Consider the following 22,591-nt stretch of genomic DNA (forward strand, 5'->3'; position numbering starts at 1 on the left):
CAGGAGGAGCAGGGCGCGGTATGCCCGCCGACGGGGGCGGCTCACTGGTCACCGCCGGTGGCGTGGGCGATGTACTGGGCGCGTTCGGCGGCGTATGCGGCGCGTTCGGCGCGGGCCGGCTCGAGGAGGAAGGAGGGGATGGCGAGGAACAGTCCGGGCTGGCCGTTGTACGAGCCCCGGGTGAGGAGGCGGGTGTAGAGCCAGCCGCGCTGGGTCAGGACGTGCAGCTGCACCTGGACCTGACCGGTCGTGAGGCCGGTGTCCTCGGCCAGCTGCTCGATGTCGGGACGGTTGCGGCTGTTGACCAGGCCGGATTTGTAATGGGCGTAGCCGAGGAGGGTGAGCGCGACGAGGCGGGCCTCAGGGTGCATGCGGCTCATGCGCAGGGCGCGAGGGAAGAGGCTGCGCAGGTTCTCGTCGCCCTTCAGCTGACCCGGGGCGATGGATTCAGCCGGGGTCCGAGCGGGCTGCGTGTCCGCCGCGGGCGGCAGGCTCGGGGCCGCGGCGGGGGCCGGAGTGGTGGGCTTGGGCGGGGTGCGGCGGGGGCCCATGGTGGCGGGCGACGGGCGCGGAGTGGTCGGGCAAGTCATAGGTTCAGGTCCTTCCGGTGGTCGACCGCCTCCTGGGCGGCTCGGTAGGCGGCGGGGGTGGAGCGGCGTTTGCCGGACGCGATCGCGCGGTCGTCGGCGAGCGCGGAGGCGGACTGCGGGCTGAGGGGGAGTTCGCTGGGCGGGCGGCCGTATCCGGGCGGGGGTTCGGGTTTCCCGGCGAGGGCGTTGGGGGTGTGGAGGGGGCAGCGGAGGCCTTGGATGTAGGGGCGGATGCCGTCCACGGCCCGGCAGTGACGGCGCTCGGATCCGATCCAGTGCCGGCACTCCGGGCCGGGACGGTCCTCGCTCACCCCTCGGCGTCCTTGGCGGGGTCGCGGTCGGCGTCGGGCTCCCAGGGCACGGCGGCACCGGACTCCGGCCCAGTGCCGGGCTCCTCGATGTACGCGGCCAGCTCGACCAGGGCGCGGTCGCCGCCGTCCGCCGACAGCGTCAGCTCCGTGCGCGGCGGCCTCCACCCGCGCGGCCCCTGGCGCGCCGGGTACCGGAACTCCTGGACTTCCTCCGCGCCCAGCACGCCGGCCCATCCGGCCATCGCGGCGCGGGCCTGGTCGACGGGCAGCCCGTCCAGGCGTCCCTTCGCCATGCCGCCGCCCGCGGCCGGACCGTTGTAGACCGGCCCGAAGGTCCACGGGACCGGTGCCAGGCTGGTGTTGGCTTCCTGCAGTTCGGTCACCAGGCGCAGCGCGGGCTGCGCCTGGTACGCGGCGGCGGTCAGCGCCGCGGCCTTGTGGTTCAGCCACGCGGTCTCGGCGAGCGAGCTGTAGGTGTGCGTGGTCTCATCGCGCCAGCCGCAGGAACAGCCAGCGGTGTGGGAGCTGTAGAAGCGGTACCAGCCGCGGACCACCATGTCCGCGTGAGTGATCTTCCGCCCGTGGCCGCGGACCGGGCCGATCGCGTCGAGGGTGCGCCACACCCGGACCACGTCGCGCGGGTAATCAGTACGGCGGGCCGTCGGCGGGTGCGGTGGGGTGTAGGCGGAGAGGGCCTCGGGCGGGTCTCCGGCCAGGTCCCACTGGCCGGTGCGCTGGACGATCTCCCGTACCCGCATGCGTCCGCCGAGGTGGTCGGTGATGTCACCGAGTCGTACGTCCCGCACCGGCAGGGCGAGGACTACGAACTGCTCGGTCATGAGGCTCCGTTCAGGGCTTGGGGCCGGTCGGGTGGGACGAGGTGTCAGGTCACGTCCCGCCCGACCGGCGGTATGGGGGCGGGTCAGGCCGCATCCGGGGCGGGGCGCTGGCGGGGGGTGCCGCAGCCGGGGCAGGTGGCGGTTCCGTCGCCGTCGTCCTCGTGCTCGGTGGCCCCTGGGCAGGTGCCCTCGCACTCGGCGGGCGGGGCCGCCGGGTCATCGGTGTGGAAGCCGGTGTAGGCGCCGGCCGTACGGCGGTTGCGCAGGTGCGGGGTGCCGGACGCGAAGGCGATGGCGGCGGCCAGGCCGAGGAGGGCGGCGGCGATCTGGGCGCTCTGGGTCACGGCCGTGCTCCTTCGCGGTGGGCGGGGCGGCAGGGGATGTGGTCGAGCCAGTCGGCTCGGCCGGTGCTGCCGCCGAGGTAGGACCAGGTGAGGACGGAGCCGCGAGGGTTGGCCTTGGGGCGGGTGGCGACGGTGAACCAGTCCCCGGTGGGCTGGCGGACCTGGTCGCCGGGCCGGAGGTCAAGGACGGGGCAGGTCGGCAGGCTGCTCACCGCACCTCCGTATTGGTGTGGTGCTCCCAGGGGCCGACGAACGTGTCGAGGCTGGCGTCCGGAGTGGTGGTGCCGAAGCGCTTGCCGCACTGGCAGGTGCCGTGGAGTTCGCAGTCGCCGTACTGGACGACCAGGGCGTGGCCGCCGCCGAGGGTTTCCCGGAAGTCCGGGTCGGGGTCGACGTCGTGGGGTTCGCGGTCGGCCTGGGCGAGCAGTTCGGCGGCGGCCTTGGGGGTGTGGCCGGCGGCCTGCAGGGTGGTGAGGATCTGGGCGCGAGCAGTGGACGCCGCCCCGGTCGGCTGGGCGCCGGCCGGGGTGTCCTTCTCCTCGCTGATCGTCAGCGCGCTGTCGATGGCCTCGGCCAGCTGCGGGATGGTGGCCGTCCAGTCGGGGTCCGTGCTACGGCCGAGCAGCTGCACGACACCCGCCCGGACCTCGTGCCCGACGTACGGGCGGCGGAGGTTCGGCTGGTGGAGGGCGGCGGCGATGACCGCGGCGCGCGCCGTCATCGGGCACCGCCACTGTGGCCGCCGGTGCGCAGGTCGGCGCGGGCACGGTCGATGGCCGCGCACCGGGTGCAGCCGGGGGCCGTGCAGGTGTGGAACAGCGGGACGTGGTCGCCGGGCCGGGATGTGCCGACGAGTCCGCCGTTCCAGACCTGGCGGGCCTGCTGCTGGGCCTTGCCGGTCTCGGCCATGCGAGGACGCTGAGCACGGGGACGGGCAGCCATCAGCCCTCACCGCCATCGGCCTCGTACCCGGAGACCGTCCACTGCTCCAAGGGCGCGTTCCAGACCACCGACCAGGCGTTGTGATCAGTGACGGTGCCGTCGATGTCGATGCCGATCGGCATACCGGCGGCGACGGCCGCGTTGAGGGCGGCGGCGATGTCCTGCCAGTACGACCGCTCGGTGCGGGGCACGGGGAACGCCGTGTCAGCGGGAAGCGTGCCGAACTCACGCAGCAGCCTGGCGACTTCGGCGCAGTCGGTGAGGCCACCGTCGAGGAGCGCCCGGCCGCGGTCCTCGAAGAGAGTGGCGGCCTGCTCGATGGCGGTGCGGGCGGCAGTCTCGGCTGCCCGTTGGGCGACGGGCAGGACGGCGTCGGTCAGGGTGCCGGCCTGGCCGAGGATCTCGACGGGCATGGTGTGCGGCACGGCGGCCGCGGCGATGAGCGCCTCGCCGAGCTGGTCGCGGAGGCTGGGCTGCTCCATCACGCGTCACCCGCCTGAGCGGACTGGTCCTGCTTGGCCCGCCAGGTGGCTGCCTCGTCCACGGTGAGCTGGTGGGTGGCGCGGAGTTCGACCTCGATGCCGTCGACCTCGGTGGCGGCGTTGACGTGACGGAAGACGAGGACGTGCGGGCTGGTTCCGCCGCGGGTCTGGTCCGTCACTTCCACGCCGAGGGTGCGGGCGATCTCTTCGAGGCTCTCGATCGTGTCGGCCTTGAGGCGGAGCTTGCCGTTGCTGGAGGCGTCGTCGTGGCCGAAGGTGTAGGCGGCGGTGATGGTGAGGCCGGGGTGTTCAGCGGTCAAGCGGCGGCCCAGCGTGGCCATGCGGGCGGTGCAGGTCTGCAGTGCCTCGAGTGCGGCGAGCGGGCCCGGCACGGCGTCCGCCTCGGCGGTCTCCGCCGGGGCCGGCTCCTCGTCCTGGTGGAGGATCAGGCCGAGGTCGAACAGGCTGTTCACCTTGTCGATTCGGTCGTGTCCGCAGGCCACGCACGGCCGGACCAGGTCGAAGGACACGTTCTCGGCTTCGTGGTCGATGCGGTAGCGCAGGTACTCGGGGAGACCCGGCACCAGGAAGGCGCGCGCCTCTTCCACCTGCTCGGGCAGGCCTTCAGCGGTGTACTGCCAGTCGAGGGAGGTGGCATCCGCGCAGAGCGTGCTGCCGGCGCAGGCCCGCGCCAGTCGCACGATTTCCCGCTTCGCCTCGACGGCGTACTCGGCGTCCTGCTCGGCCTGGGCTGCGGTGCCCTCGGTGTAGGTGGTGAGGGCCAGTTCGACGAGGTTCATACGGCTACCACCAGGGGCTGCTGCTGGGCGGGGTCGATGACACTGGCGACCCAGGCCGCGGCCTGGTCGACGGTGCGGTTGTCGCTGGTGCGGCGGGCCCAGGCGAGCCGGTACTCGCCGGGCTCACGGCGCAGGCGTGCCGGGGGTGGGGTGGGGATGGCTCCGGCCCACCAGCGGAGTCGTCCGCCGGCGGTGTGGTGGCGGCCGATGGCGCCCACGCAGGCCTCGGGGGTGAGCCGGTCGAGGAGGCTGGTGGTGACGAGGTACTCGTGCGGCTGGTCGTCGAGGCCGGAGGGGCCGGGACCGTAGCCGTGGAGGACGGGGCGCCCGGGCCACAGGTAGAGGCCGGCCATCTCGCGCGGGGGCTGGCCGTAGCCGAGGGCGGCGGTGGTGGTGACGGTGCGGGTGAGGGATTCGCCGGTGATGACGTGCGCGGTGTCGCAGGAGCGGCAGATGACGCGGACGGTGACGCGGTCGAGGCCGCCCTCGTGGCCGCAGTGCTGGTCGGGGCATCCGTGGCGGACCGTGGCCTCGGACGTGGGGCGGATGCCGAGGTCGTGGCGGACGTCGATGTCCCAGGCCGGGTTGGGGCAGGTGCTGGTGTGGGTGAGTTCGTCCCACCCGAAGTAGGCGTTCTCGATCATGCGGCGGTCCTCGGCTTGGCGTGGCGGGCGCGGTGGGCTTGGACGGTGGTGAGGTGGAGGGTTTCGCCGGTGCACGTGGTGGTGTGGGCGTGCGGGGCGGGGAAGGGCGGCCAGATCGGCGCGGCCGGGACCGGCGGGGCGGGCTTCGGCTCGGTGGCCGGGGCGGCGTCGCAGGAGGCGTCGATCAGCAGCTTGAGCAGCCACAGGATCAGCCCGGTGCCGATCGCGGATCCGGAGATGACCAGCCATAAGGCCGGTCCGTTGCCGGTCACCACGGGTGTCCGGCCGGGCTCTCGGCGAGGAAGCCCTGCAGCTTCTTCGCGGACCGGTCGACGGCCTGCGCGTCGAGGAGTTCGCCGACGTTGGGGCCGCGGAGCTGGACGGTGATCTCGCCATAGTGGCCGGTGCCGGAGACGACGTGGCCGTGCCGGAGGATCGAGCCGACGGCGAGCCTGCGGCGCCACCACCTCCAGCCGTGGAGGGACTGCGGCTGGACGGTCAGCGTGAGGTGGGTGCGGGTGGGGACGTCGGTGGCGGTGACGTCCGGCTGGCGTCGCAGCTCGAGGGCGAGGAGCGCGGCCGGGGAGTCCTCCTCCACCTCGGGGTGGATGGACGACGTGCAGCCGTCGTACTCGGTGACGGTCCGGTCGGCGGGCCCGGCCTGCTCGGTGAGCGCGTAGGCGACGGGCACGAGGTCCGCCAGCTCGGCGTCGGTGTCGGCGAGCATCGCTGTGAGGAACGGGGTCAGGTCCACGGCCAGGACCTCGACCTGCTGGTGGTTCAGCGGCAGGTCGCGGAGGGCGGTGATGGTGGACACGGCACCGTGGATCAGGTGCTGGCGGTCGCGGCTCACAGGTCACCGCCGGCGGCCGGGGTGGAGACGACCATGTGGCCGGGCTCGACGTGGGCGGCGGTGAGGGAGACCGTGTCGCCGTCGTCGTCGGTGGCCGCCTCGACGGCGGGGACCAGAGCGACGACGCTTCCGCCGAGGGAGGCGACGTACCGGGCGGTCGACTGGGCGTACAGGTCGGGCTGGGCCTGGGCGACGGGGCTCTCGCCGAGCGGCACAGGGGCCGGGGCGGGCTCCGCGTCGCAGGCGGCGGCCGTCGCGGTGACGCGAGGGGCGGTGAGCAGCTGCTCGGCGGTAGCGGCCTCCTCACGGGTGAGGATGGTCCAGGCCCACACGGCGACGTTGTCGACGATGGCCCGGGCCTCGGCGTAGACGGCCTCGCCGGACTCGGTGGGCGTCATGTGCCAGGGCTGGTCGGCCCAGGCGGCGAAGGCGGCGACGCCGGAGTAGTCGCTGCTCCAGTAGATCTGGACGCTGTACTGGCCGTGCATCTCCCGCTTGAGGTCTATGTCGCGGGGGAACGTCGCGAGCTGGGTGATGATGCGGCCGGCCACAGAGTGGGCCTCGAGGAGGGTCGCCCCGGCGGGCACCAGCTCCTCGGCCTCGACGGGTGCGGTGGGCGTGGCGGACTGGGTAGCCTGTTCCACGTGAACCTCATTTCAGAGTGGTGAGGTGAGGCGATTTCTTCGGCGGGGTCGAGGGACCGGGCATGGTCCACCGGCCCCGTTTCGCGTGTGCTCAGCGGGCGATGGGGCGCTTCCTCCGGCTGGCCCGCGGCTTGCTGCGGCCGTCCACCTTGTTGCGGACCAGTTCGGCGATCTCGGCGAGGTCGGAGTCGCTGAACATCAGCTGGTTGGCCATCCGGTAGCAGGGGAACTTGGGCCCCTGACCGGGCTTCCGGTTCACCCCGCGACGGAGCCAGTCCTGGCCGCGCTTGTCGTTCTCGTCCTCGGTGGCGAGACCGAGCCGGACGGTCGCCTGCTTGAGGTTGTAGAAGTTCTCGAGGACGGGCCCGGCCGTCCTACTCCGTGCCGGGGGCGCCTTCGTGGCGGACATCTGGTTCCTCTCCTTGCCGCTCCTGCTGTGCGGGGAGGAGCAGCCGGTCTGATTGCTTGCTCTTCAGGGCGGAGCGAAGTCGCGCGTATGTGGGGGGCCGCATGTCCTGTCGGGCGCCGTTCTCCAGCTGGCTGAGGTACGCCCTGGTGATCCCGGCCCGGCTGGCGCACTCGGCCTGGCTCAGGCCCAGTGCCTTGCGGCGGGTGCGGATAGCCGCCCCGTCCACCTGGTAGGTGGTTGGGGGTTTGTGCATGCGAGGAATCTAGCGACCGTAGCTAGCTACTTCTACCCATACTCGCTAGTAATCTCTAGAAATCGCTAGAGATTGAGTGAGTTGCGCCCCTGTATGCGCCGAGTGCGCGCCAAGTTTCGGTCACGGTGCTAGAGGTTTCTGGCGGTAGCTGGAGGTAGCTGCCATCATTGGGTGCATGGCGTCCCCCATGGACCGCACCGCACCTCACCTGCGGAAACTCGCGGTACTCGTGATGCAGCGCCGCGTAGCGCTCGGCATCACCGACAAGCGTGTCGCGGCGAAGCGCTGCGTCCTGTCCGTGACCACGTACAGCAAGGTCGAGAAGGGTGAGCCGGTCACCGACACGTCGTACGCGAAGCTCGAGGCGGGGTTCGGCCTGCTGTCGGGCTCGTGCCGTGCGGTCCTGGAAGGGGCGGACTCCATCACCCTTCAGGACGGCAGGCAACTGATCGACAGCGCGCAGATCGTGCGCTTCGACCCCGGCAAGCTGAAGGCCGAACTCCGGCAGGCCGTGACGCGGTCGGCCGGCGTGGTCGCCCCGGACCTCACGCTCGGTCAAGTTGATGCGATGTACGAGGGGCTGATCAAGCAGCTGCAGGAACAGGGGGTGTTCCCGAATGACGAGTAACTTTCGGCGATGGTCATACAACCATTTCGCTGTAATCGGATCGTGACCATCTGTGATCCATGAATCCCCTGTAACCCCCTGCCGCCCACGCGTCTGGCATGTAACTCTGTCGGTCCACCTGGGGGGTCTCCGAGGGTAAAGGGGGACCTGTGGCGACGATCGTTACCTTCGATCGGCCCGGCTTCATGGGTCAGGTAATGGAGATCAGAGGAGAGATCGTTTGCGTCCTCGCCTCAGCAGCCGCAACCGACGCGGGAGTTCAGGATCGCGTTCGGCGGCTGATGAAAGGTGAGGGCATCGACTGCAGAGCTTGCGGCGGTTGCCCAGTCGGCCGGGCAAGTTAGGCAGTCGGTACGCGGAGAGCCGGCGGCAGGGGTGCCTGTCGGTGTATCCGTACGACCCACGACTGCCAACCCAGGGAACACGCATGCCTTACGTCGAGGTGCGCGGAAACTCGATCCGTGTGAAGTGGTGGAACGGCGAGTACAAGCTCGACGGTGAAGGAAAGCCCACCAAGGCGAAGCTGTACGACTCTGCTTCTGGCCCTGAGCCAGGTGTCCCGTTCGCGGATGAGGCCGAGGCCCATAACTACGGGCTGGACCGCGAGTATGAGGTGCGGCACGGTAAGAACATTCCGCGGGCGTCAGCGCAGACGCTGATGGAGGCCTACTGCTGGCTCTGGTTCGAGGCGGCCTCCCTGCGGCCGAACTCGGTCGACACCTACAAGTCGATGCTCAACGCGGTGATCGTCCCGTACTGGAGGAAGCGGCCGGTCGGCGCCATCACGGCGCTCGAGTACGACGTGTGGAAGAAGCACATCGAGGCGAAGTACTCCGAGAACTACGTCGACCAGCTGCGGGGGCTGTTCCGCATGCTGATGGAGGACGCGATCCTCAAGTACAAGCTGCGGACTGACTCGCCGATCATCGAACAGCGCCGCCGCGGGAAGTACACGAAGAAGCAGACCCGTCGCCCCAAGCTCGACTTGCCCATCCGTGCCATCCATCAACTCGCCACGAATGCCTACCACGTGTGGGGCTTCGCCGGATGGACATACATCTGGACCGTCGCCTTCACCGGCATGCGGCCCCCCGGCGAGATGTACGGGCTGCAGCGCGGCTACGCCTCCCCGAGTTGGCCAGCCGCTGACCGTGACCGCAAGCGCCGCGAGGAGGCCGCGAAGCGGTACGACGCCAGCGGCCTGCACGCCCTGAGGGTCCAACACCAGCTGTACTACGCCGACGGGGCACCAGTGTTGGCCGGCCCCAAGTACGAGTCGCACCGGTCGCTCGTCATACCGCCGTTCCTGCACGAGCTGCACTCCGCGCTGCTGGCCTCCCACGACAAGCCGTTCGTCTTCCTGTCCATCATGGGCAAGCCGCTCTTGGGCACCCAGTTCGAGCGGGACTACTGGCACCCGATTCGGGACGGCGCTGACGAGCGGACGTCCCGCAAGGGATACGAGCGGTTCGCCCGCCCGAAACTGCCGCCCGTCGAGGAGATGGCCGGACAGGACATCTACCGTCTCAGGCACTGGCACAGGGAGCTCCTGGACGAGCCGGGGGCAGACATCCCGACGGTGGCCAAGGAGGCGCGGATGGGGCACGAGCTGCCCGGCGTCGAGGGCGTCTACACGATGGTGACGATGGCGATGGAGAAGCGCATCGCCGAGTACCTCCAGGAAGTGTGGGAGAAGTTCCTCAGCTCCGGGCCATGGCTGCCGTCATTTCCCATCCGTCTCCCAGATGATCAACGAAATGGTGTTCCGCCGCAGTTCAGCGACTATCGGGTACTGGAAGAGCGTCGATGAAGTCCATGAACAAGCACATGGGCAAGGTCGACTTCAAGGAGTCGCCGGACACGGACGCCTCCGTCGAGGAGACGGCGACGGAGGCGAGCGGGAAGGCGACGTCCGTGAAGGGCTGACGCCTGGGGCACGGCGTCCGTGAAGGGCCGCCCCCTCGGGCGACGTCCCTGAGGGCTGACGCCCGGGCGCGACGTCCGTGAAGGGCTGACGCCCGGGGCGATCGTGCGACGGCGTGGCTCCGTGACACCGCTCGGGTGTCGCGGAGTCGCACGGCGCGCGTCGCCGTGACGGGCTCCCGGTGCTCCTTCGCCGTGACGGGTACTCCGGTGCTCCTCAGCCGTGTCGCGCGCCCGGTGCTGTTGTGCCGCGTCGGGCGCCCCGGTGCCCTTCGCTCACCCGTGCCCGCCCGTGACGCCCGTCACCGGTACCCCCATCACCTCCCGCGCGTGGCGGTTCGGGACCATGCCGAGGGTCCAGGCGCGCCAGCCGCTCTCCAGGTTCACGCCCCGTTCGAGCAGCAGCCCGTACGCCTCGATGTACTCGGTGAGTTTCTCGTCGCGCAGCGGGTGGGCGGTGCGGGAGAGGTGGGCCAGGTCCTCCTGGGCGACGGCGGTGCCGATCTCGACGCCGCCGGGGGCCGCGTACGGCAGCAGGGTGCACTTGAGGAAGCGGGCCCAGTCCTCGCCGCGGCGGTCGCCGTAGGAGGTGAAGAGGCGGGTCGCCTCCTCACAGAGGGCCAGGGCCTGGGGGGTGCGGGCGTTGCCCGCGTCCACCACGGCCAGCTCCAGGCAGGTCCAGGCCTCGCCGTGGGCGACGCCGATGCGCTGGAAGTCCGCGCGGGCGTCGACGAGGAGCTGGCGGGCGAAGCCGGAGTTGCGCAACGAGCCGGTCTGGACGGCCCGCTGGTCGCGGGTGACGCGGGCCGAATGATGTCTCGCGCAGGCCAGGCCGTAGACGTCCCGCATGCGGGAGAACATCGTGCGGGAGCGTTCCAGCTCGCGGACCGCCTGGTCGAGGGTGCCGGTCTCCTCCAGCGCCTGGCCGAGGTAGTAGCCGCTCCAGGCCTCGCCGCGGGCGTCCTCGTTGTCGCGGTGGCGCGACAGGGCCTGGCGGAGGCCGTCGACGGCGGCGGAGGGGTCACCGGCGACGAGGCGGGCGCGGGCGAGCTGGGTCATGGACCAGGCCTGGCCCCGGGTGTCGCGGGTCCGGCCGAAGAGGTCCAGGGCGGTGCGCAGTTCGCTCTCCGCGCGCGGTATCTCGCCCATGCGCAGCAGCAGTTGACCCAGCTGGAAGTACGCCCAGCCCTCGCCGTGCAGCGACTCCTGCTGGCGGTGGATGACCAGGGCGCGGGTCAACAGGTCCAGGGAGTCCGCCAGATGGGAGCGGTCGCGTTCCACCGCCGCCAGGGCGTGCATCGTCCAGGCACGGTCCGCCGCCAGCTGGGGGGCCGACTGGAGCTGGAGCGCCTCCAGGAGCTTCTCCGCCGCCTCGGTCAGGTTGCCCTGGTGGTGCAGGGTGATGCCGAGCGAGCACAGGGCGCGGGCGGCGCCCGCGTCGTGGTTGGTCTCCCGGTAGAGGCCGACGACCGAGGCGAGCGTGGTGCGGGCCTTGTCCAGCTCGCCCAGCTGACGGGCCGCGATACCCGTACGCCACTGCACCGAGCGGGTCAGCAGGCCCTGGTCGACCGACTGGGCCAGCTCGCTCAGCTCACCGAGGCGGTAGAGGTCGCCGCGCAGCAGGCAGTAGTCGCACAGCGCGCCGAGGAGGCTGAGGACCGCCGCCTGGTTCACGCCCTCCGCGTGGCGGAGCGTGGAGGTGATGAAACTGGTCTCGTCGTCCAGCCAGCGCAGCGCCTCGTCCAGGGAGACGAAGCCGTGCTGGCCGAAGCGGTCCGAGCGGGTCGACATGTTGCCGTCGACCAGACGCAGGACGGAGTCGGCGAGGTCGGCGTAGGTGACGATCAGGCGTTCCTGCGCGGCGGTGCGCTCGCTCGGCTCCTCCTCGTCCAGGAGGCGGGCGTGGGCGAAGGCACGGACCAGGTCGTGCAGGCGGTAGCGGTTGCCGTGGACATGGTCGATCAGGCCCGCGCGGGCCAGCGCGGTGAGGTGACGGGTCGCCTCCGTCTCGTCGGTGGCGAGGAGGGAGGCGGCAGCCGCCGCGCCCAGGGAGGCGCGCCCGGCCAGCGCCAGGCGGCGCAGCAGTCTGCGGGAGAGGTCCGACTGGTCGGTGTAGCGGAGCCACAGCGCCCGTTCGACCGGCTCGACCGGGCCGTACGCACCCAGTTCCGTGGCCAGTTGGCCCGGCGTGCGCGGACCGAGCGACGAACCGGCGACGCGCAGGGCGAGGGGCAGGCCGCCACACAGCTCCCGGATCCGGGCGAGGGGTTCGGCGGGGTGCGCGTGCGGGTCGATCGCTGTCACGGAGGGCGCCGAGGACGAGCCGCCGTACGCCTGGGCCGGCGGACCCGAGGACAGTACTCCGGGCTCCGAGGCCGTGGTCTCCAGGAGTTCCAGCGCGCCCTTCCCGTCGAGCGCCTCGACCGGCAGCTCATGGACCCAGGCGGGCAGGTCGGCGGGCAGGGCGAGCGCGGAGCGGGCGGTGACCAGGACGAGGCTGTCGGAGCGCTCGGGGACGAGGGCGCGGACCTGCTCGGGGTCGGACGCGTCGTCCAGGACGATCGTCACCGGCACGGCCGCCAGATGCTGGTGGTACAGCTCGCTGAGCCGCTTGACCTGCTGGTCCTGCGAGGTGCGCTCACGGAAGAGGAGCTGGTCGCGGGGGGCGCCGAGGCGATTCAGCAGATGCATCAGCGCGTCCCGGGTGGAGAGCGGAATCTCCTCCGGGCTGTCGGCGCGCAGATCGACCACGCAGGCGCCGCGGAAGTAGTCCCGCAGCTCGTGGGTCGCGCGCACGGCGAGGGCGGTACGACCGGAGCCGGGCGCGCCGTGCAGCACGACGACCGTCGGCCGGGTTTCGGTCTCGGCGCGGGCCGCCTGCACCCACTGGCGGATTCTCCCCATCTCCGTGCGCCGGCCCGCGAAGCGGTCGTCCGCCTCCGGGATCTGCAGGAACGACTGCTCCAGCACATTGCGCCGCCGCGCCGCCGCGCTCTTGTCGGCGCCGCGCAGCTGGGGAGCCTTCTTCTTCGGCGTGGACGCGGCGAGTACGCGCTGCTGGTCCAGGAACGGCCGTATCCCGCGCACCTCCAGCGCCGTCAGCCACTGCAGCCGCAGCTGCTCGGGGCCGCCGGGCTGGCCCAGGGCGCCCGCGCGATGGTGGGCCGCGGGTACATGGGAGGCCGTCACCTTCAGGACCGTGGCCACGGCGCTCGCGATGCCGACGATCAGGCCGGTGCTCACGGCGGTGCCGGCGCCGACACCGAAGGAGAGGTCGGCCACGACCGCCGTGCCCGCGGCAACGCCCGCGACCAGCAGGGGAGTTCCGGCGCCCTCCTTCGCGTAGCGCTGGCCGAAGGTGAGCCGGCCGGCCTGCGACTCGTCCAGTGCGCGGGTGTACGCCTCGTACTCCTCCGCCGCGTTGCGGGCCATCGTGTCCAGCGCGGCGCGGGCGCGGCCCAGGAGCACCACCCCGTCGGTACGGCCGCCCGACCTGCGGACCTCCTCCTCGACCGCCCGGACCAACAGCCCTTCGGCCTCCCCCCGGTGGCTGTCCCGCATCACACGTCCCCCTTCGCCGAAACGGCATGCCTCCGGCCAGTGTGGGGCGAGAGGCGTGACTAATCGAGAGGGCGTGATCCCTGCCGGGGACGAGGTTCGGGGTTTCGCCGTGGGGGCGGGGGCCGTTCGCCGACCGAGGCTCCTTCGTGGTCGCCCGCGCGGTTCCCCGCGCCCCTTTCGGGGGCGCGCGCCTGTGCTGAACGGCGCTGCCTGGGTACTGGTGAATGATGGTGCCCATGGCGAATCGACTGGCCCACGAGACCTCCCCCTACCTCCTCCAGCACGCCGACAACCCGGTCGGCTGGTGGCCCTGGTCGGCCGAGGCGTTCGAGGAGGCGCGGCGGCGGGGCGTGCCGGTGCTGCTCAGCGTGGGGTATTCGAGTTGCCACTGGTGCCATGTGATGGCCCACGAGTCGTTCGAGGACGGGGAGACCGCCGAGTACCTGAACGCCCACTTCGTCAGCGTCAAGGTCGACCGCGAGGAGCGCCCCGACGTCGACGCCGTGTACATGGAGGCCGTGCAGGCGGCGACCGGGCAGGGTGGCTGGCCCATGACCGTGTTCCTGACGCCGGACGGGGAGCCGTTCTACTTCGGGACGTACTTCCCGCCGGAGCCCCGGCACGGGATGCCGTCCTTCCGGCAGGTGCTGGAGGGCGTGCGGGCCGCCTGGGCCGACCGGCGCGACGAGGTCGCCGAGGTCGCCGGGAAGATCGTGCGGGACCTGGCCGGGCGGGAGCTGAAGTTCGCGGCGGTCGACGTGCCCGGGGAGGACGAGCTGGCGCAGGCGCTGCTGGGGCTCACCCGGGAGTACGACGCGGCACGCGGCGGATTCGGCAGGGCGCCCAAGTTCCCGCCGTCGATGGTGATCGAGTTCCTGCTGCGGCACGCGGCGCGCACCGGTTCCGAGGGCGCGCTGCAGATGGCGCGGGACACGTGCGAGCGCATGGCCCGCGGCGGCATCTACGACCAGCTCGGCGGCGGCTTCGCCCGGTACTCCGTCGACCGGGAGTGGGTCGTGCCGCACTTCGAGAAGATGCTGTACGACAACGCCCTGCTCTGCCGGGTCTACGCCCATCTGTGGCGGGCCACCGGCTCCGAACTCGCCCGGCGCGTCGCACTGGAGACGGCCGACTTCATGGTCCGTGAACTCCGGACGAACGAGGGCGGGTTCGCCTCCGCGCTGGACGCCGACAGCGACGACGGCACCGGTACCGGGAAGCACGTCGAGGGCGCCTACTACGTCTGGACGCCCGAGCAGCTGACCGAGGTGCTCGGCGAGGAGGACGCGCGGCTCGCCGCGCACCACTTCGGGGTCACGGAGGAGGGCACCTTCGAAGAGGGGGCGTCCGTGCTGCAACTCCCGCAGCGCGAAGGCGTGTTCGACGCCGGGAAGATCGAGTCGGTCCGGGAGCGGCTGCTCGCGGCGCGGGTGCGCCGCCCCGCACCCGGCCGGGACGACAAGGTGGTCGCCGCCTGGAACGGGCTGGCCGTCGCCGCGCTCGCCGAGACCGGCGCCTACTTCGACCGCCCCGACCTGGTGGACGCCGCGATCGCCGCCGCCGACCTCCTCGTACGCCTGCACCTGGACGAGCGGGCACGGCTTGCGCGGACCAGCAAGGACGGCCAGGTGGGGGCCAACGCGGGGGTGCTGGAGGACTACGCGGATGTCGCGGAGGGGTTCCTGGCGCTGGCCTCGGTCACGGGGGAGGGCGTGTGGCTGGAGTTCGCGGGGTTCCTGCTCGACCATGTGCTCGCGCGCTTCGTCGACGAGGAGTCGGGGGCGCTGTACGACACCGCCAGTGACGCGGAGAAGCTGATCCGGCGGCCGCAGGACCCGACCGACAACGCCACGCCGTCCGGGTGGAGCGCGGCGGCCGGGGCGCTGCTCGGCTATGCCGCGCACACCGGCTCCGAGCCCCATCGCAGGGCCGCCGAGCGGGCGTTGGGCGTGGTGAAGGCGCTGGGGCCGCGTGCGCCGAGGTTCATCGGGTGGGGGCTGGCGACCGCCGAGGCGTTGCTCGACGGGCCGCGCGAGGTGGCGGTCCTCGGGCCGCAGGGGCATCCGGGGACGCGGGAACTGCACCGGACGGCGTTGCTGGGGACCGCTCCGGGTGCGGTGGTCGCCGTCGGGACCCCGGACAGCGACGAACTGCCGCTGCTGGCCGACCGTCCGCTCGTCGGCGGTGAACCGACCGCGTACGTCTGCCGTAACTTCACCTGTGACGCTCCCACGACCGATGTCGACCGGTTGGGGACGGCTCTCGGGGTGGCCTCGACCGGCTGAAACTCGCCGGTAGGAGACCGGGACAAGATCGAACAACTGCCGAGAAACAGGTCGGTGTGAGGACACATCCGACTACATGTTCCCTCGAACGGAAACACGCTTTTTATCGGAAGGGCTCCCCGGGTTCACAGTTTCCCCCTAGTCTCCTCACAGTGATGCGACGGGAGTAACCCCCCTCGCATCAGGGGGTATTCGGATCCGGGGGGATCTCTTGCTGACCTATGTCCTCATAGGCGTCGTCTCGCTCGCCCTGTTCTGGATGGCGGCTTTCACCCTGTGGTGGCAGATGCACGCGTGGCGCACGCCCGAAGTGCTCGCCTCCACCCGGTTCAGCAGACCCGACGGCGACGAACACGTGTCGTTCTCACTGCTGCTGCCCGCACGTCATGAACAGGCCGTGCTGGACCACACCATCCAACGACTGCTCGAATCGAGCCACGACGACTTCGAGATCATCGTGATCGTCGGACACGACGACCCGGAGACCACCGCGGTGGCCCGGGCGGCCGAGGGGAGTGACCCCCGGGTCCGCGTGGTCGTCGACCACCACGAGAAGAAGAACAAGCCCAGGGCCATGAACACGGCGCTGCCGCACTGCCGCGGCGACGTCGTCGGCGTCTTCGACGCGGAGGACCAGGTCCATCCCGAACTGCTGTCCCACGTCGACCACGCCTTTCGCACCACGGGCGCGGACGTCGTGCAGGGCGGGGTGCAGCTCATCAACTTCCACTCCAGCTGGTACAGCCTGCGCAACTGCCTGGAGTACTTCTTCTGGTTCCGGTCCCGGCTGCATCTGCACGCGCAGAAAGGGTTCATCCCGCTCGGCGGCAACACCGTCTTCGTCCGGACCGGCGTCCTGCGGGAAGCCGACGGCTGGGACCCCGACTGCCTCGCCGAGGACTGCGACCTGGGCGTCCGGCTGTCGAGCGTCGGCAAGAAGGTCGTCGTCGCCTACGACTCCGACATGGTGACCCGGGAGGAGACCCCCGGCAGCCTGGTGTCGCTGATGAAGCAGCGCACCCGCTGGAACCAGGGCTTCCTCCAGGTCTACCGCAAGAGGGACTGGAAGCAGCTGCCGGGCTTCCGGCAGCGGTTGCTGGCCCGCTACACGCTGATGACGCCGTATCTCCAGGCCGTCTCCGGGGTGATCATCCCGCTCAACGTGGCCGTCGCGCTCTTCCTCGACGTCCCCGTCGGCGTCGCCTTCATCACCTTCCTGCCGGCCGTGACCGCCCTCGTCACCTTCGTGTTCGAGGTCGTCGGACTGCACGACTTCGGCCAGCAGTACGGCCTCCGCGTCCGGTTCACCCACTACGTCAAGCTGATCGTCGGCGGCCCCTTCTACCAGGTGCTCCTCGCCCTCGCCGCCGTACGCGCGGTGTGGCGTGAGCAACGCGGCCGCAACGACTGGGAGTTGACCAGCCACGTCGGCGCACATCTCGCGCACGTGAACCGAGAGGACGTTCCTGCGTGACCTCCACACTTCCCGCGGCGACCAAGACAGAGGTCAAGGTCCCCGCGCAACGGACAGCTGTGCCCACAACCGGTTCGACCGGTCGAACGACCGCGTCCGCTTCCCCTCCGACCGCACCGATGCGGCTGCGCGACTCGCGCCCCGACCTGATCCTCTGCGGTCTCCTCCTCGTCGCGATCATGATCGTGCAGGGGTGGAACATCGCCGACTACCCGGCCCTCAGCGACGACGAGGGCACCTACCTCGCGCAGGCCTGGGCCGTGCAGGAGGGCAGAGGGCTCGCCCACTACACCTACTGGTACGACCACCCGCCCCTCGGCTGGATCCAGCTCGCCGTCCTGACCTGGATCCCCGCCCAGCTCGCCCCCGAGTCGATGACCGTCGGCTCGATGCGCGTGGTGATGCTGGCGGTCAGCGCCGTCAGCGCCGTCCTCGTCTACGTCCTCGGCCGCCGCCTCTCGCTGCCTCGCTGGGCCGCCGGCCTCGGCATGGTCCTCTTCGGGCTGTCCCCGCTGTCGGTGGTGCTCCAGCGGGAGATCTTCCTCGACAACATCGCGGTGATGTGGACGCTCCTCGCGTTCTGCCTCGCCGCCTCACCGAGCCGTCACCTCTGGCACCACTTCGGAGCGGGGCTGGCCGCCGCCGCGGCCGTACTCACCAAGGAGACGATGCTCCTGGTCCTGCCCGCCGTGCTGCTCACCATGTGGCGGCACAGCCACCGCGACACCCGGAAGTTCGCCCTCACCGGCGCCGTCACCGCCTGCGTCCTGATCGGCGCCTCGTACCCACTGTTCGCCCTGCTCAAGGGCGAGTTGTTCCCCGGCGCCGGCCATGTCTCACTGTGGGACGGCATCGTCTACCAGATGAGCCGCCCCGGCTCCGGCTTCCTCCTCACCGAGGGCACGGGCTCGTACGGCGTCCTGCAGTCCTGGCTGTACTACGACCGCGTCCTGCCCCTCGGCGGCCTCGCCGGCGCGCTGCTGCTCCTGGTCACCTGGCGCTGGTCGGTGACCGCGCGCGCCCTCGCCGGACCCGCGCTCGCCGTCGCGATCCTCGCCGGCATGGCCCTGCGCCCCGGCTATCTGCCCGCGATGTACGTCCTGCAGGCCCTGCCCTTCCTCGCGCTCGTCCTCGCGGGCGGCACGGCGAGCGTCGCCCACGGCGTCCTGCGCAGAGGGCGGGGCGCTGCGGAGACACGGCCCCTGACCTGGGCGCGCTACACGGTCGCCGTCGCCCTGGCCGCCCTCGCGACGGCGTACGTGGCCCCCCGCTGGTACGAGGGCAACCACACCGCGATGACGTTCGACGCCAACGCGCCCTACCAGAAGGCCGCCGAGTGGCTCGGGCGTGAGGTCGACGATCCCGAGGGCACCCGGGTCCTCGTGGACGACGCGCTCTGGCTGGACCTCGTCCACGAGGGGTACGAGCCGGGGCTCGGCGTCATCTGGTTCTACAAGGCCGACCTGGACCCGGCGGTGACGAAGACGATGCCGCGCGGCTGGCGCGACCTCGACTACGTGGTCGCCTCCCCGACCGTTCGGCGCGACGCGGTGGACCTACCCAACGTCAGGAGCGCCATGGAGAACTCGACGCCGGTCGCCACCTTCGGCACCGGCGAGGACCGGATCGAGATCCGCAGGATCGACACCGCAGGCGGCGACGTCCGCGTCCGCGGGACCGAGGAGGCGGACGACGAACGCGTCCGCGACACCGAGGCCGCTGGAGGCGACCGATGAACAGCGGAAGCTACGAGTCCACCGCCCCCGGGGAGCTGGACGACCCGGCCGTCCGCGGCGTCGAGATCCCCGAGCCCGGCGCCGTCACCATCGTCGTACCGACCTTCAACGAGTCTGCCAACGTACGGGAGTTGCTGCACCGGATCACGGAGTCGGTGCCCGCCCGGCTGCCCTGCGAGGTCGTCTTCGTGGACGACTCCACCGACGACACCCCCGCGGTGATCGGCGAGGCCGCGCAGGACTGTCCGTTCCCCGTGACCGTGCTGCACCGCGACGAACCGGTCGGCGGACTCGGCGGCGCGGTCGTCGAGGGCATCAGGGCGGCCACGTCCGACTGGATCGTCGTCATGGACGGCGACCTGCAGCATCCGCCGTCGCTGGTACCGGAGTTGGTGGCGACCGGGGAGCGGTCGTCGGCGGGTCTGGTGGTCGCCTCCCGCTACATCAAGGGCGGCAGCCGGGCCGGGCTCGCGGGCAGCTACCGCGTGGCCGTCTCCCGGGGGGCGACCTGGCTCACCAAGTCCCTCTTCCCGCGCCGGCTGCACGGCATCAGCGACCCGATGAGCGGCTTCTTCGCGATCCGCCGCAGCGCGGTCACCGCCGACATCCTCCAGCCGCTCGGCTACAAGATCCTCCTCGAACTCGCCGTGCGCAGCCGCCCCCGCCGGGTCACCGAGGTGCCGTTCGTCTTCCAGGACCGGTACGCCGGCGAGTCCAAGTCCACCGCGCGGGAGGGCCTGCGGTTCCTGCGCCACCTCGCCGGGCTGCGCACCGCCTCGCCCGTGGCCCGCATGCTGGTCTTCGGGCTGATCGGCGTCACCGGCTTCCTGCCGAACCTGGCCGGCCTGTACGCCCTCACCTCGGCCGGCATGCACTACCTCCCCGCCGAGATCCTCGCCAACCAGCTCGGGGTCCTCTGGAACTTCTTCCTCATCGAGCACCTGTGCTTCCGCGAGCGGCGCAGGCACCGCAAGGCGTGGGACCGCGTCGGCCGGTTCGCGTTGCTGGCCAACGCCGATCTGGTGCTGCGCATCCCGCTGATCGCCCTGTTCGTCGGCCGGTTCGGGATGGGGGCGCTGACCGCGACCGCGCTCGCCCTGGTGACGACGTTCGTACTGCGCTTCGTGGCGGTCGAGGCGCTGGTCTATCTGCCGCGAAAGGCGTCTCGCCGTGGGGAGCACGGCGAGCAGAAGCGGGCCGAGCAGAAGCAGGTCGAGCAGAAGCGGGCCGAGCAGAAGCAGGTCGAGCAGAAGCAGGTCGAGCCGGCAAGGAGAGCCGTGTGAAGAACCATCCGATGAACCATCCGCGGGGCCGCTTGCATCTGCGGGGCCGCTTCGGGATCCGCCGCAGACCCGGGCCCCTGCCCAGGGTCAGACGGAGCACGGCCCTGCTGGCGGTCGGGGCGCTCGCCGCCGGCCTCCTGCTGGTCTCGCCCCAGTCCGCGTCCGCCGCCAACCTGGTCCAGAACCCCGGGTTCGAGACCGCCGGCACCGACGGCATGCCGTACTGCTGGGAGAAGTCCGGCTGGGGCGACAACGACTTCACCTTCACCACGGTGGCGGGCGCCCACTCCGGCGCCAAGGCGATGAAGGTCGAGCTGACCCGCCGGGTCTCCGGTGACCGCAAGGCCCTCATCACCGAGTCGGCGGCCTGCGCGCCCACGGTCACCGTGGGCAAGCAGTACGACCTGGCCCTCTGGTACAAGTCGACGACCCCGGACACGTCCGTCACCCTCTTCCGGCACGACACCACGGCCGGCTGGCAGTACTGGACCGACCTCAAGACGCTGGACATGGCCGGGAGCTGGACCGAGGCGACGGTCCGCACCCCGCAGATCCCGGCGGGCACCGACCGGATCACCTGGGGCGTCTCCGTCTACGGCACCGGTTCCGTCACCACCGACGACTACACGATGGACCAGGTGGCCGACCCCGTCCCTCAGCCGCAGTGCACGGGCACGCCGGACGAGTGCCTGAACGGCCGCTGGGACGTGCTGCCCACCAAGAACCCCGTCCGCTCCATGCACTCCGTCGTCCTCAACAACGGCAAGGTGCTGCTGATCGCCGGCTCCGGCAACAGCGAGCAGATGTTCGAGGCAGGGACGTTCACCTCCGCGGTCTACGACCCGAAGAACGGCACGTACAAGCAGATCCCGACCCCGGACGACATGTTCTGCGCGGGCCATGTGCAGTTGGACGACGGCCGGGTCCTCGTCATGAGCGGCAACAAGGCGTACCCGGTGGCGGGCGGTCACGGCTACGAGGGCTACAAGGACTCGTACGTCTTCGACCCGGTCACCGAGACCTACAGCAAGACCAACGACATGAACGACGGCCACTGGTATCCGTCGGCGACGATCCTCGGCAACGGTGACGTCATCTCCTTCGGCGGACTGCGCGAGGACTCCACGGGTTCGGTGACGGCCGAGCTGTGGTCGGACGCCGAGCAGAAGTGGCTCGAACTCTGGAAGGTCCACCAGACCTGGTCGTACTGGGGCCTGTACCCCTCGATGATCCTCATGCAGGACGGCCGCCTCTTCTACTCCGGCAGCCATGTCTTCGGCAACAACATCCCCGGCACGGGCAGCGCGATCTACGACTACGGCGCCAACACGATCACCCAGATCCCGGGCCTGCAGCGCAAGGACGAGCGCGACCAGTCCGCGAGCGTGCTGCTGCCGCCCGCCCAGGACCAGAAGGTCCTCACGCTCGGCGGCGGCAACATCGAGTCCAACCCCGACGCCAACCGCCTGACGGATGTCATCGACCTGAAGGCCGCGAACCCGGCGTACGTCGCGGGCCCGCCGATCCCGCAGGGCACGGTGGACCTCGGCAACGGCAAGGTCGCCCAGACGGGCAGCCAGGGCAAGATGTACGTCTCGGCGGTGCTGCTGCCCGACGGCAAGGTCCTGGAGACGGGCGGCGGCCTGCACAACCGCGCCGACCCGGTCTACGAGTCGTCGCTCTACGACCCGGCGACCAACACCTTCGACCCGGTGGCGACGGACCCGGAGGAGCGCGGCTACCACTCCTCGGCGTTCCTGCTCCCCGACGGCCGCGTCATGACGACCGGCGACAACCCGGGCAACGGCACCTGGAACCACGACGTGTCCCTCTACACCCCGCCGTACCTCCTGAAGGGACCCCGCCCGAAGATCACGTCGGTCATCGACAAGGAGTGGGTGTACGGCGACACGCAGCGGATCACGGTGGACCGGCCGATCGTGAAGGCGGAACTGATCCGCCCCGCGGCGGTCACGCACTCCTCGGACCCGAACCAGCGGTTCGTGGACCTGCCGCTGTCCGTCGACGGCAACAACATCGACCTCAACGTGACGAGCAACCCCAACCTGGCGCCGCCCGGCTGGTACATGCTCTTCGCGGTGGACGCAGGCGGCGTTCCGTCGGTCGCGGAATGGGTCCACCTCCAGGGCCCGTCGGCCCTGGCCGCGGCCTCCGGCGACGCCCCCTCGGCCCATGTCCACGACTTCGCGGACGCCCCGAAGGGCAAGACCACGGGCCCGCTGAAGAAGACCAGGTCGAAGAAGGTCAGCCCGACCGTCTCCGGCTGCGACCGCCACTACGGCACGGCGAACGTCTGCGTCCCGACGGCCTTCCCCGACGAGGTGAAGGAGACGACGGCGTCGCGGTGCGCGTGGCTGAAGCAGAACGACTACGGCCGCCTGAAGGTCAACGGCAAGGACGATCCGCTGCGGTTGGACCGCGACCGGGACGGCCTGGCCTGCGGGAAGGGGGACGTGCGACGGCGCTGACGATCGGCGTCCTCGACCGCTAAGGGTCAGTTCGAGGGTCCAGGGCCCCGTACCCGACGGACATCCGTCGGGTACGGGGCCCTGGCACGGGCAGGGGGTGA

23 protein-coding genes are annotated in these 22,591 nt (G+C 71.1%); 7 read left to right on the forward strand and 16 right to left on the reverse strand.

The window, feature by feature from the left end; genetic code table 11:
- Nucleotides 1-41: 41 nt before the first annotated feature.
- The 15 genes from H4687_RS29180 to H4687_RS29250 all read right to left on the reverse strand — a co-directional run bounded on the left by H4687_RS29180 (nucleotide 42) and on the right by H4687_RS29250 (nucleotide 7,111).
- Nucleotides 42-590, reverse strand: coding sequence for a helix-turn-helix domain-containing protein (locus H4687_RS29180; RefSeq protein WP_159026245.1), 549 nt, complete (start codon nucleotides 588-590; stop codon nucleotides 42-44).
- The gene (locus H4687_RS29185; protein ID WP_050399511.1) at nucleotides 587-901 is read right to left on the reverse strand and encodes a hypothetical protein; all 315 of its coding nucleotides are present in this window, start codon (nucleotides 899-901) and stop codon (nucleotides 587-589) included. Before H4687_RS29185 ends, H4687_RS29180 begins: the two co-directional genes overlap by 4 nt.
- Nucleotides 898-1,740 (reverse strand): hypothetical protein, encoded by an 843-nt coding sequence (locus H4687_RS29190; RefSeq protein ID WP_050399512.1) that lies wholly within the window; start codon nucleotides 1,738-1,740, stop codon nucleotides 898-900. Before H4687_RS29190 ends, H4687_RS29185 begins: the two co-directional genes overlap by 4 nt.
- 83 nt (nucleotides 1,741-1,823) lie before the next feature.
- On the reverse strand, nucleotides 1,824-2,084 hold the full coding sequence (locus H4687_RS29195) for a hypothetical protein (RefSeq protein WP_050399513.1): 261 nt from the start codon (nucleotides 2,082-2,084) through the stop codon (nucleotides 1,824-1,826).
- Nucleotides 2,081-2,296 (reverse strand): hypothetical protein, encoded by a 216-nt coding sequence (locus H4687_RS29200; protein WP_050399514.1) that lies wholly within the window; start codon nucleotides 2,294-2,296, stop codon nucleotides 2,081-2,083. Before H4687_RS29200 ends, H4687_RS29195 begins: the two co-directional genes overlap by 4 nt.
- Nucleotides 2,293-2,805, reverse strand: coding sequence for a hypothetical protein (locus H4687_RS29205; RefSeq protein WP_050399515.1), 513 nt, complete (start codon nucleotides 2,803-2,805; stop codon nucleotides 2,293-2,295). The genes H4687_RS29200 and H4687_RS29205 overlap by 4 nt, the downstream gene beginning before the upstream one ends.
- The gene (locus H4687_RS29210; protein WP_050399516.1) at nucleotides 2,802-2,993 is read right to left on the reverse strand and encodes a hypothetical protein; all 192 of its coding nucleotides are present in this window, start codon (nucleotides 2,991-2,993) and stop codon (nucleotides 2,802-2,804) included. The genes H4687_RS29205 and H4687_RS29210 overlap by 4 nt, the downstream gene beginning before the upstream one ends.
- 32 nt (nucleotides 2,994-3,025) lie before the next feature.
- Nucleotides 3,026-3,508, reverse strand: a complete 483-nt coding sequence (locus H4687_RS29215; RefSeq protein ID WP_050399517.1) for a hypothetical protein — start codon at nucleotides 3,506-3,508, stop codon at nucleotides 3,026-3,028.
- The gene (locus H4687_RS29220; RefSeq protein ID WP_050399518.1) at nucleotides 3,508-4,308 is read right to left on the reverse strand and encodes a hypothetical protein; all 801 of its coding nucleotides are present in this window, start codon (nucleotides 4,306-4,308) and stop codon (nucleotides 3,508-3,510) included. Before H4687_RS29220 ends, H4687_RS29215 begins: the two co-directional genes overlap by 1 nt.
- A complete protein-coding gene (locus H4687_RS29225; protein ID WP_046916279.1) occupies nucleotides 4,305-4,952 on the reverse strand; it encodes a hypothetical protein in 648 nt (215 codons plus the stop codon). Before H4687_RS29225 ends, H4687_RS29220 begins: the two co-directional genes overlap by 4 nt.
- On the reverse strand, nucleotides 4,949-5,224 hold the full coding sequence (locus tag H4687_RS29230) for a hypothetical protein (RefSeq protein WP_046916278.1): 276 nt from the start codon (nucleotides 5,222-5,224) through the stop codon (nucleotides 4,949-4,951). Before H4687_RS29230 ends, H4687_RS29225 begins: the two co-directional genes overlap by 4 nt.
- The gene (locus H4687_RS29235; protein WP_159392237.1) at nucleotides 5,221-5,769 is read right to left on the reverse strand and encodes a hypothetical protein; all 549 of its coding nucleotides are present in this window, start codon (nucleotides 5,767-5,769) and stop codon (nucleotides 5,221-5,223) included. The genes H4687_RS29230 and H4687_RS29235 overlap by 4 nt, the downstream gene beginning before the upstream one ends.
- 32 nt (nucleotides 5,770-5,801) lie before the next feature.
- Nucleotides 5,802-6,449, reverse strand: a complete 648-nt coding sequence (locus tag H4687_RS29240; RefSeq protein ID WP_050399532.1) for a hypothetical protein — start codon at nucleotides 6,447-6,449, stop codon at nucleotides 5,802-5,804.
- A gap of 91 nt (nucleotides 6,450-6,540) precedes the next feature.
- Nucleotides 6,541-6,858 carry a hypothetical protein gene (locus H4687_RS29245; protein ID WP_046916275.1) on the reverse strand — a complete coding sequence of 106 codons (318 nt, stop codon included), beginning with the start codon at nucleotides 6,856-6,858 and terminating at the stop codon, nucleotides 6,541-6,543.
- Nucleotides 6,824-7,111 (reverse strand): helix-turn-helix domain-containing protein, encoded by a 288-nt coding sequence (locus H4687_RS29250; RefSeq protein ID WP_046916274.1) that lies wholly within the window; start codon nucleotides 7,109-7,111, stop codon nucleotides 6,824-6,826. The genes H4687_RS29245 and H4687_RS29250 overlap by 35 nt, the downstream gene beginning before the upstream one ends.
- A 175-nt stretch (nucleotides 7,112-7,286) precedes the next feature.
- Here H4687_RS29250 and H4687_RS29255 point away from each other — a divergent pair, with 175 nt between their 5' ends.
- Both H4687_RS29255 and H4687_RS29260 read left to right on the forward strand, forming a co-directional pair.
- Nucleotides 7,287-7,739 (forward strand): hypothetical protein, encoded by a 453-nt coding sequence (locus H4687_RS29255; protein WP_159026178.1) that lies wholly within the window; start codon nucleotides 7,287-7,289, stop codon nucleotides 7,737-7,739.
- 427 nt (nucleotides 7,740-8,166) lie between these two features.
- On the forward strand, nucleotides 8,167-9,549 hold the full coding sequence (locus tag H4687_RS29260; protein ID WP_050399533.1) for a hypothetical protein: 1,383 nt from the start codon (nucleotides 8,167-8,169) through the stop codon (nucleotides 9,547-9,549).
- 389 nt (nucleotides 9,550-9,938) lie between these two features.
- Here H4687_RS29260 and H4687_RS29265 read toward each other — a convergent pair whose 3' ends face one another.
- Nucleotides 9,939-13,223, reverse strand: coding sequence for a tetratricopeptide repeat protein (locus tag H4687_RS29265; RefSeq protein ID WP_046915358.1), 3,285 nt, complete (start codon nucleotides 13,221-13,223; stop codon nucleotides 9,939-9,941).
- Between the two features lie 236 nt (nucleotides 13,224-13,459).
- On the opposite strand from H4687_RS29265, the gene H4687_RS29270 reads away from it, so the two are divergent.
- The 5 genes from H4687_RS29270 (at nucleotide 13,460) to H4687_RS29290 (ending at nucleotide 22,490) form a co-directional block, all read left to right on the forward strand.
- The gene (locus H4687_RS29270; RefSeq protein WP_046915359.1) at nucleotides 13,460-15,508 is read left to right on the forward strand and encodes a thioredoxin domain-containing protein; all 2,049 of its coding nucleotides are present in this window, start codon (nucleotides 13,460-13,462) and stop codon (nucleotides 15,506-15,508) included.
- Between the two features lie 211 nt (nucleotides 15,509-15,719).
- A complete protein-coding gene (locus H4687_RS29275) occupies nucleotides 15,720-16,982 on the forward strand; it encodes a glycosyltransferase (protein ID WP_046915360.1) in 1,263 nt (420 codons plus the stop codon).
- Nucleotides 16,979-18,718, forward strand: coding sequence for an ArnT family glycosyltransferase (locus H4687_RS29280; protein ID WP_046915361.1), 1,740 nt, complete (start codon nucleotides 16,979-16,981; stop codon nucleotides 18,716-18,718). Before H4687_RS29275 ends, H4687_RS29280 begins: the two co-directional genes overlap by 4 nt.
- The gene (locus tag H4687_RS29285; RefSeq protein ID WP_046915362.1) at nucleotides 18,715-20,001 is read left to right on the forward strand and encodes a glycosyltransferase; all 1,287 of its coding nucleotides are present in this window, start codon (nucleotides 18,715-18,717) and stop codon (nucleotides 19,999-20,001) included. Before H4687_RS29280 ends, H4687_RS29285 begins: the two co-directional genes overlap by 4 nt.
- A complete protein-coding gene (locus H4687_RS29290) occupies nucleotides 19,998-22,490 on the forward strand; it encodes a galactose oxidase-like domain-containing protein (RefSeq protein ID WP_046915363.1) in 2,493 nt (830 codons plus the stop codon). The genes H4687_RS29285 and H4687_RS29290 overlap by 4 nt, the downstream gene beginning before the upstream one ends.
- Nucleotides 22,491-22,591 lie beyond the last annotated feature (101 nt).

The organism is Streptomyces stelliscabiei, assembly GCF_014873495.1.
In the GTDB taxonomy this organism is placed as follows: Bacteria; Actinomycetota; Actinomycetes; order Streptomycetales; family Streptomycetaceae; genus Streptomyces; species Streptomyces bottropensis.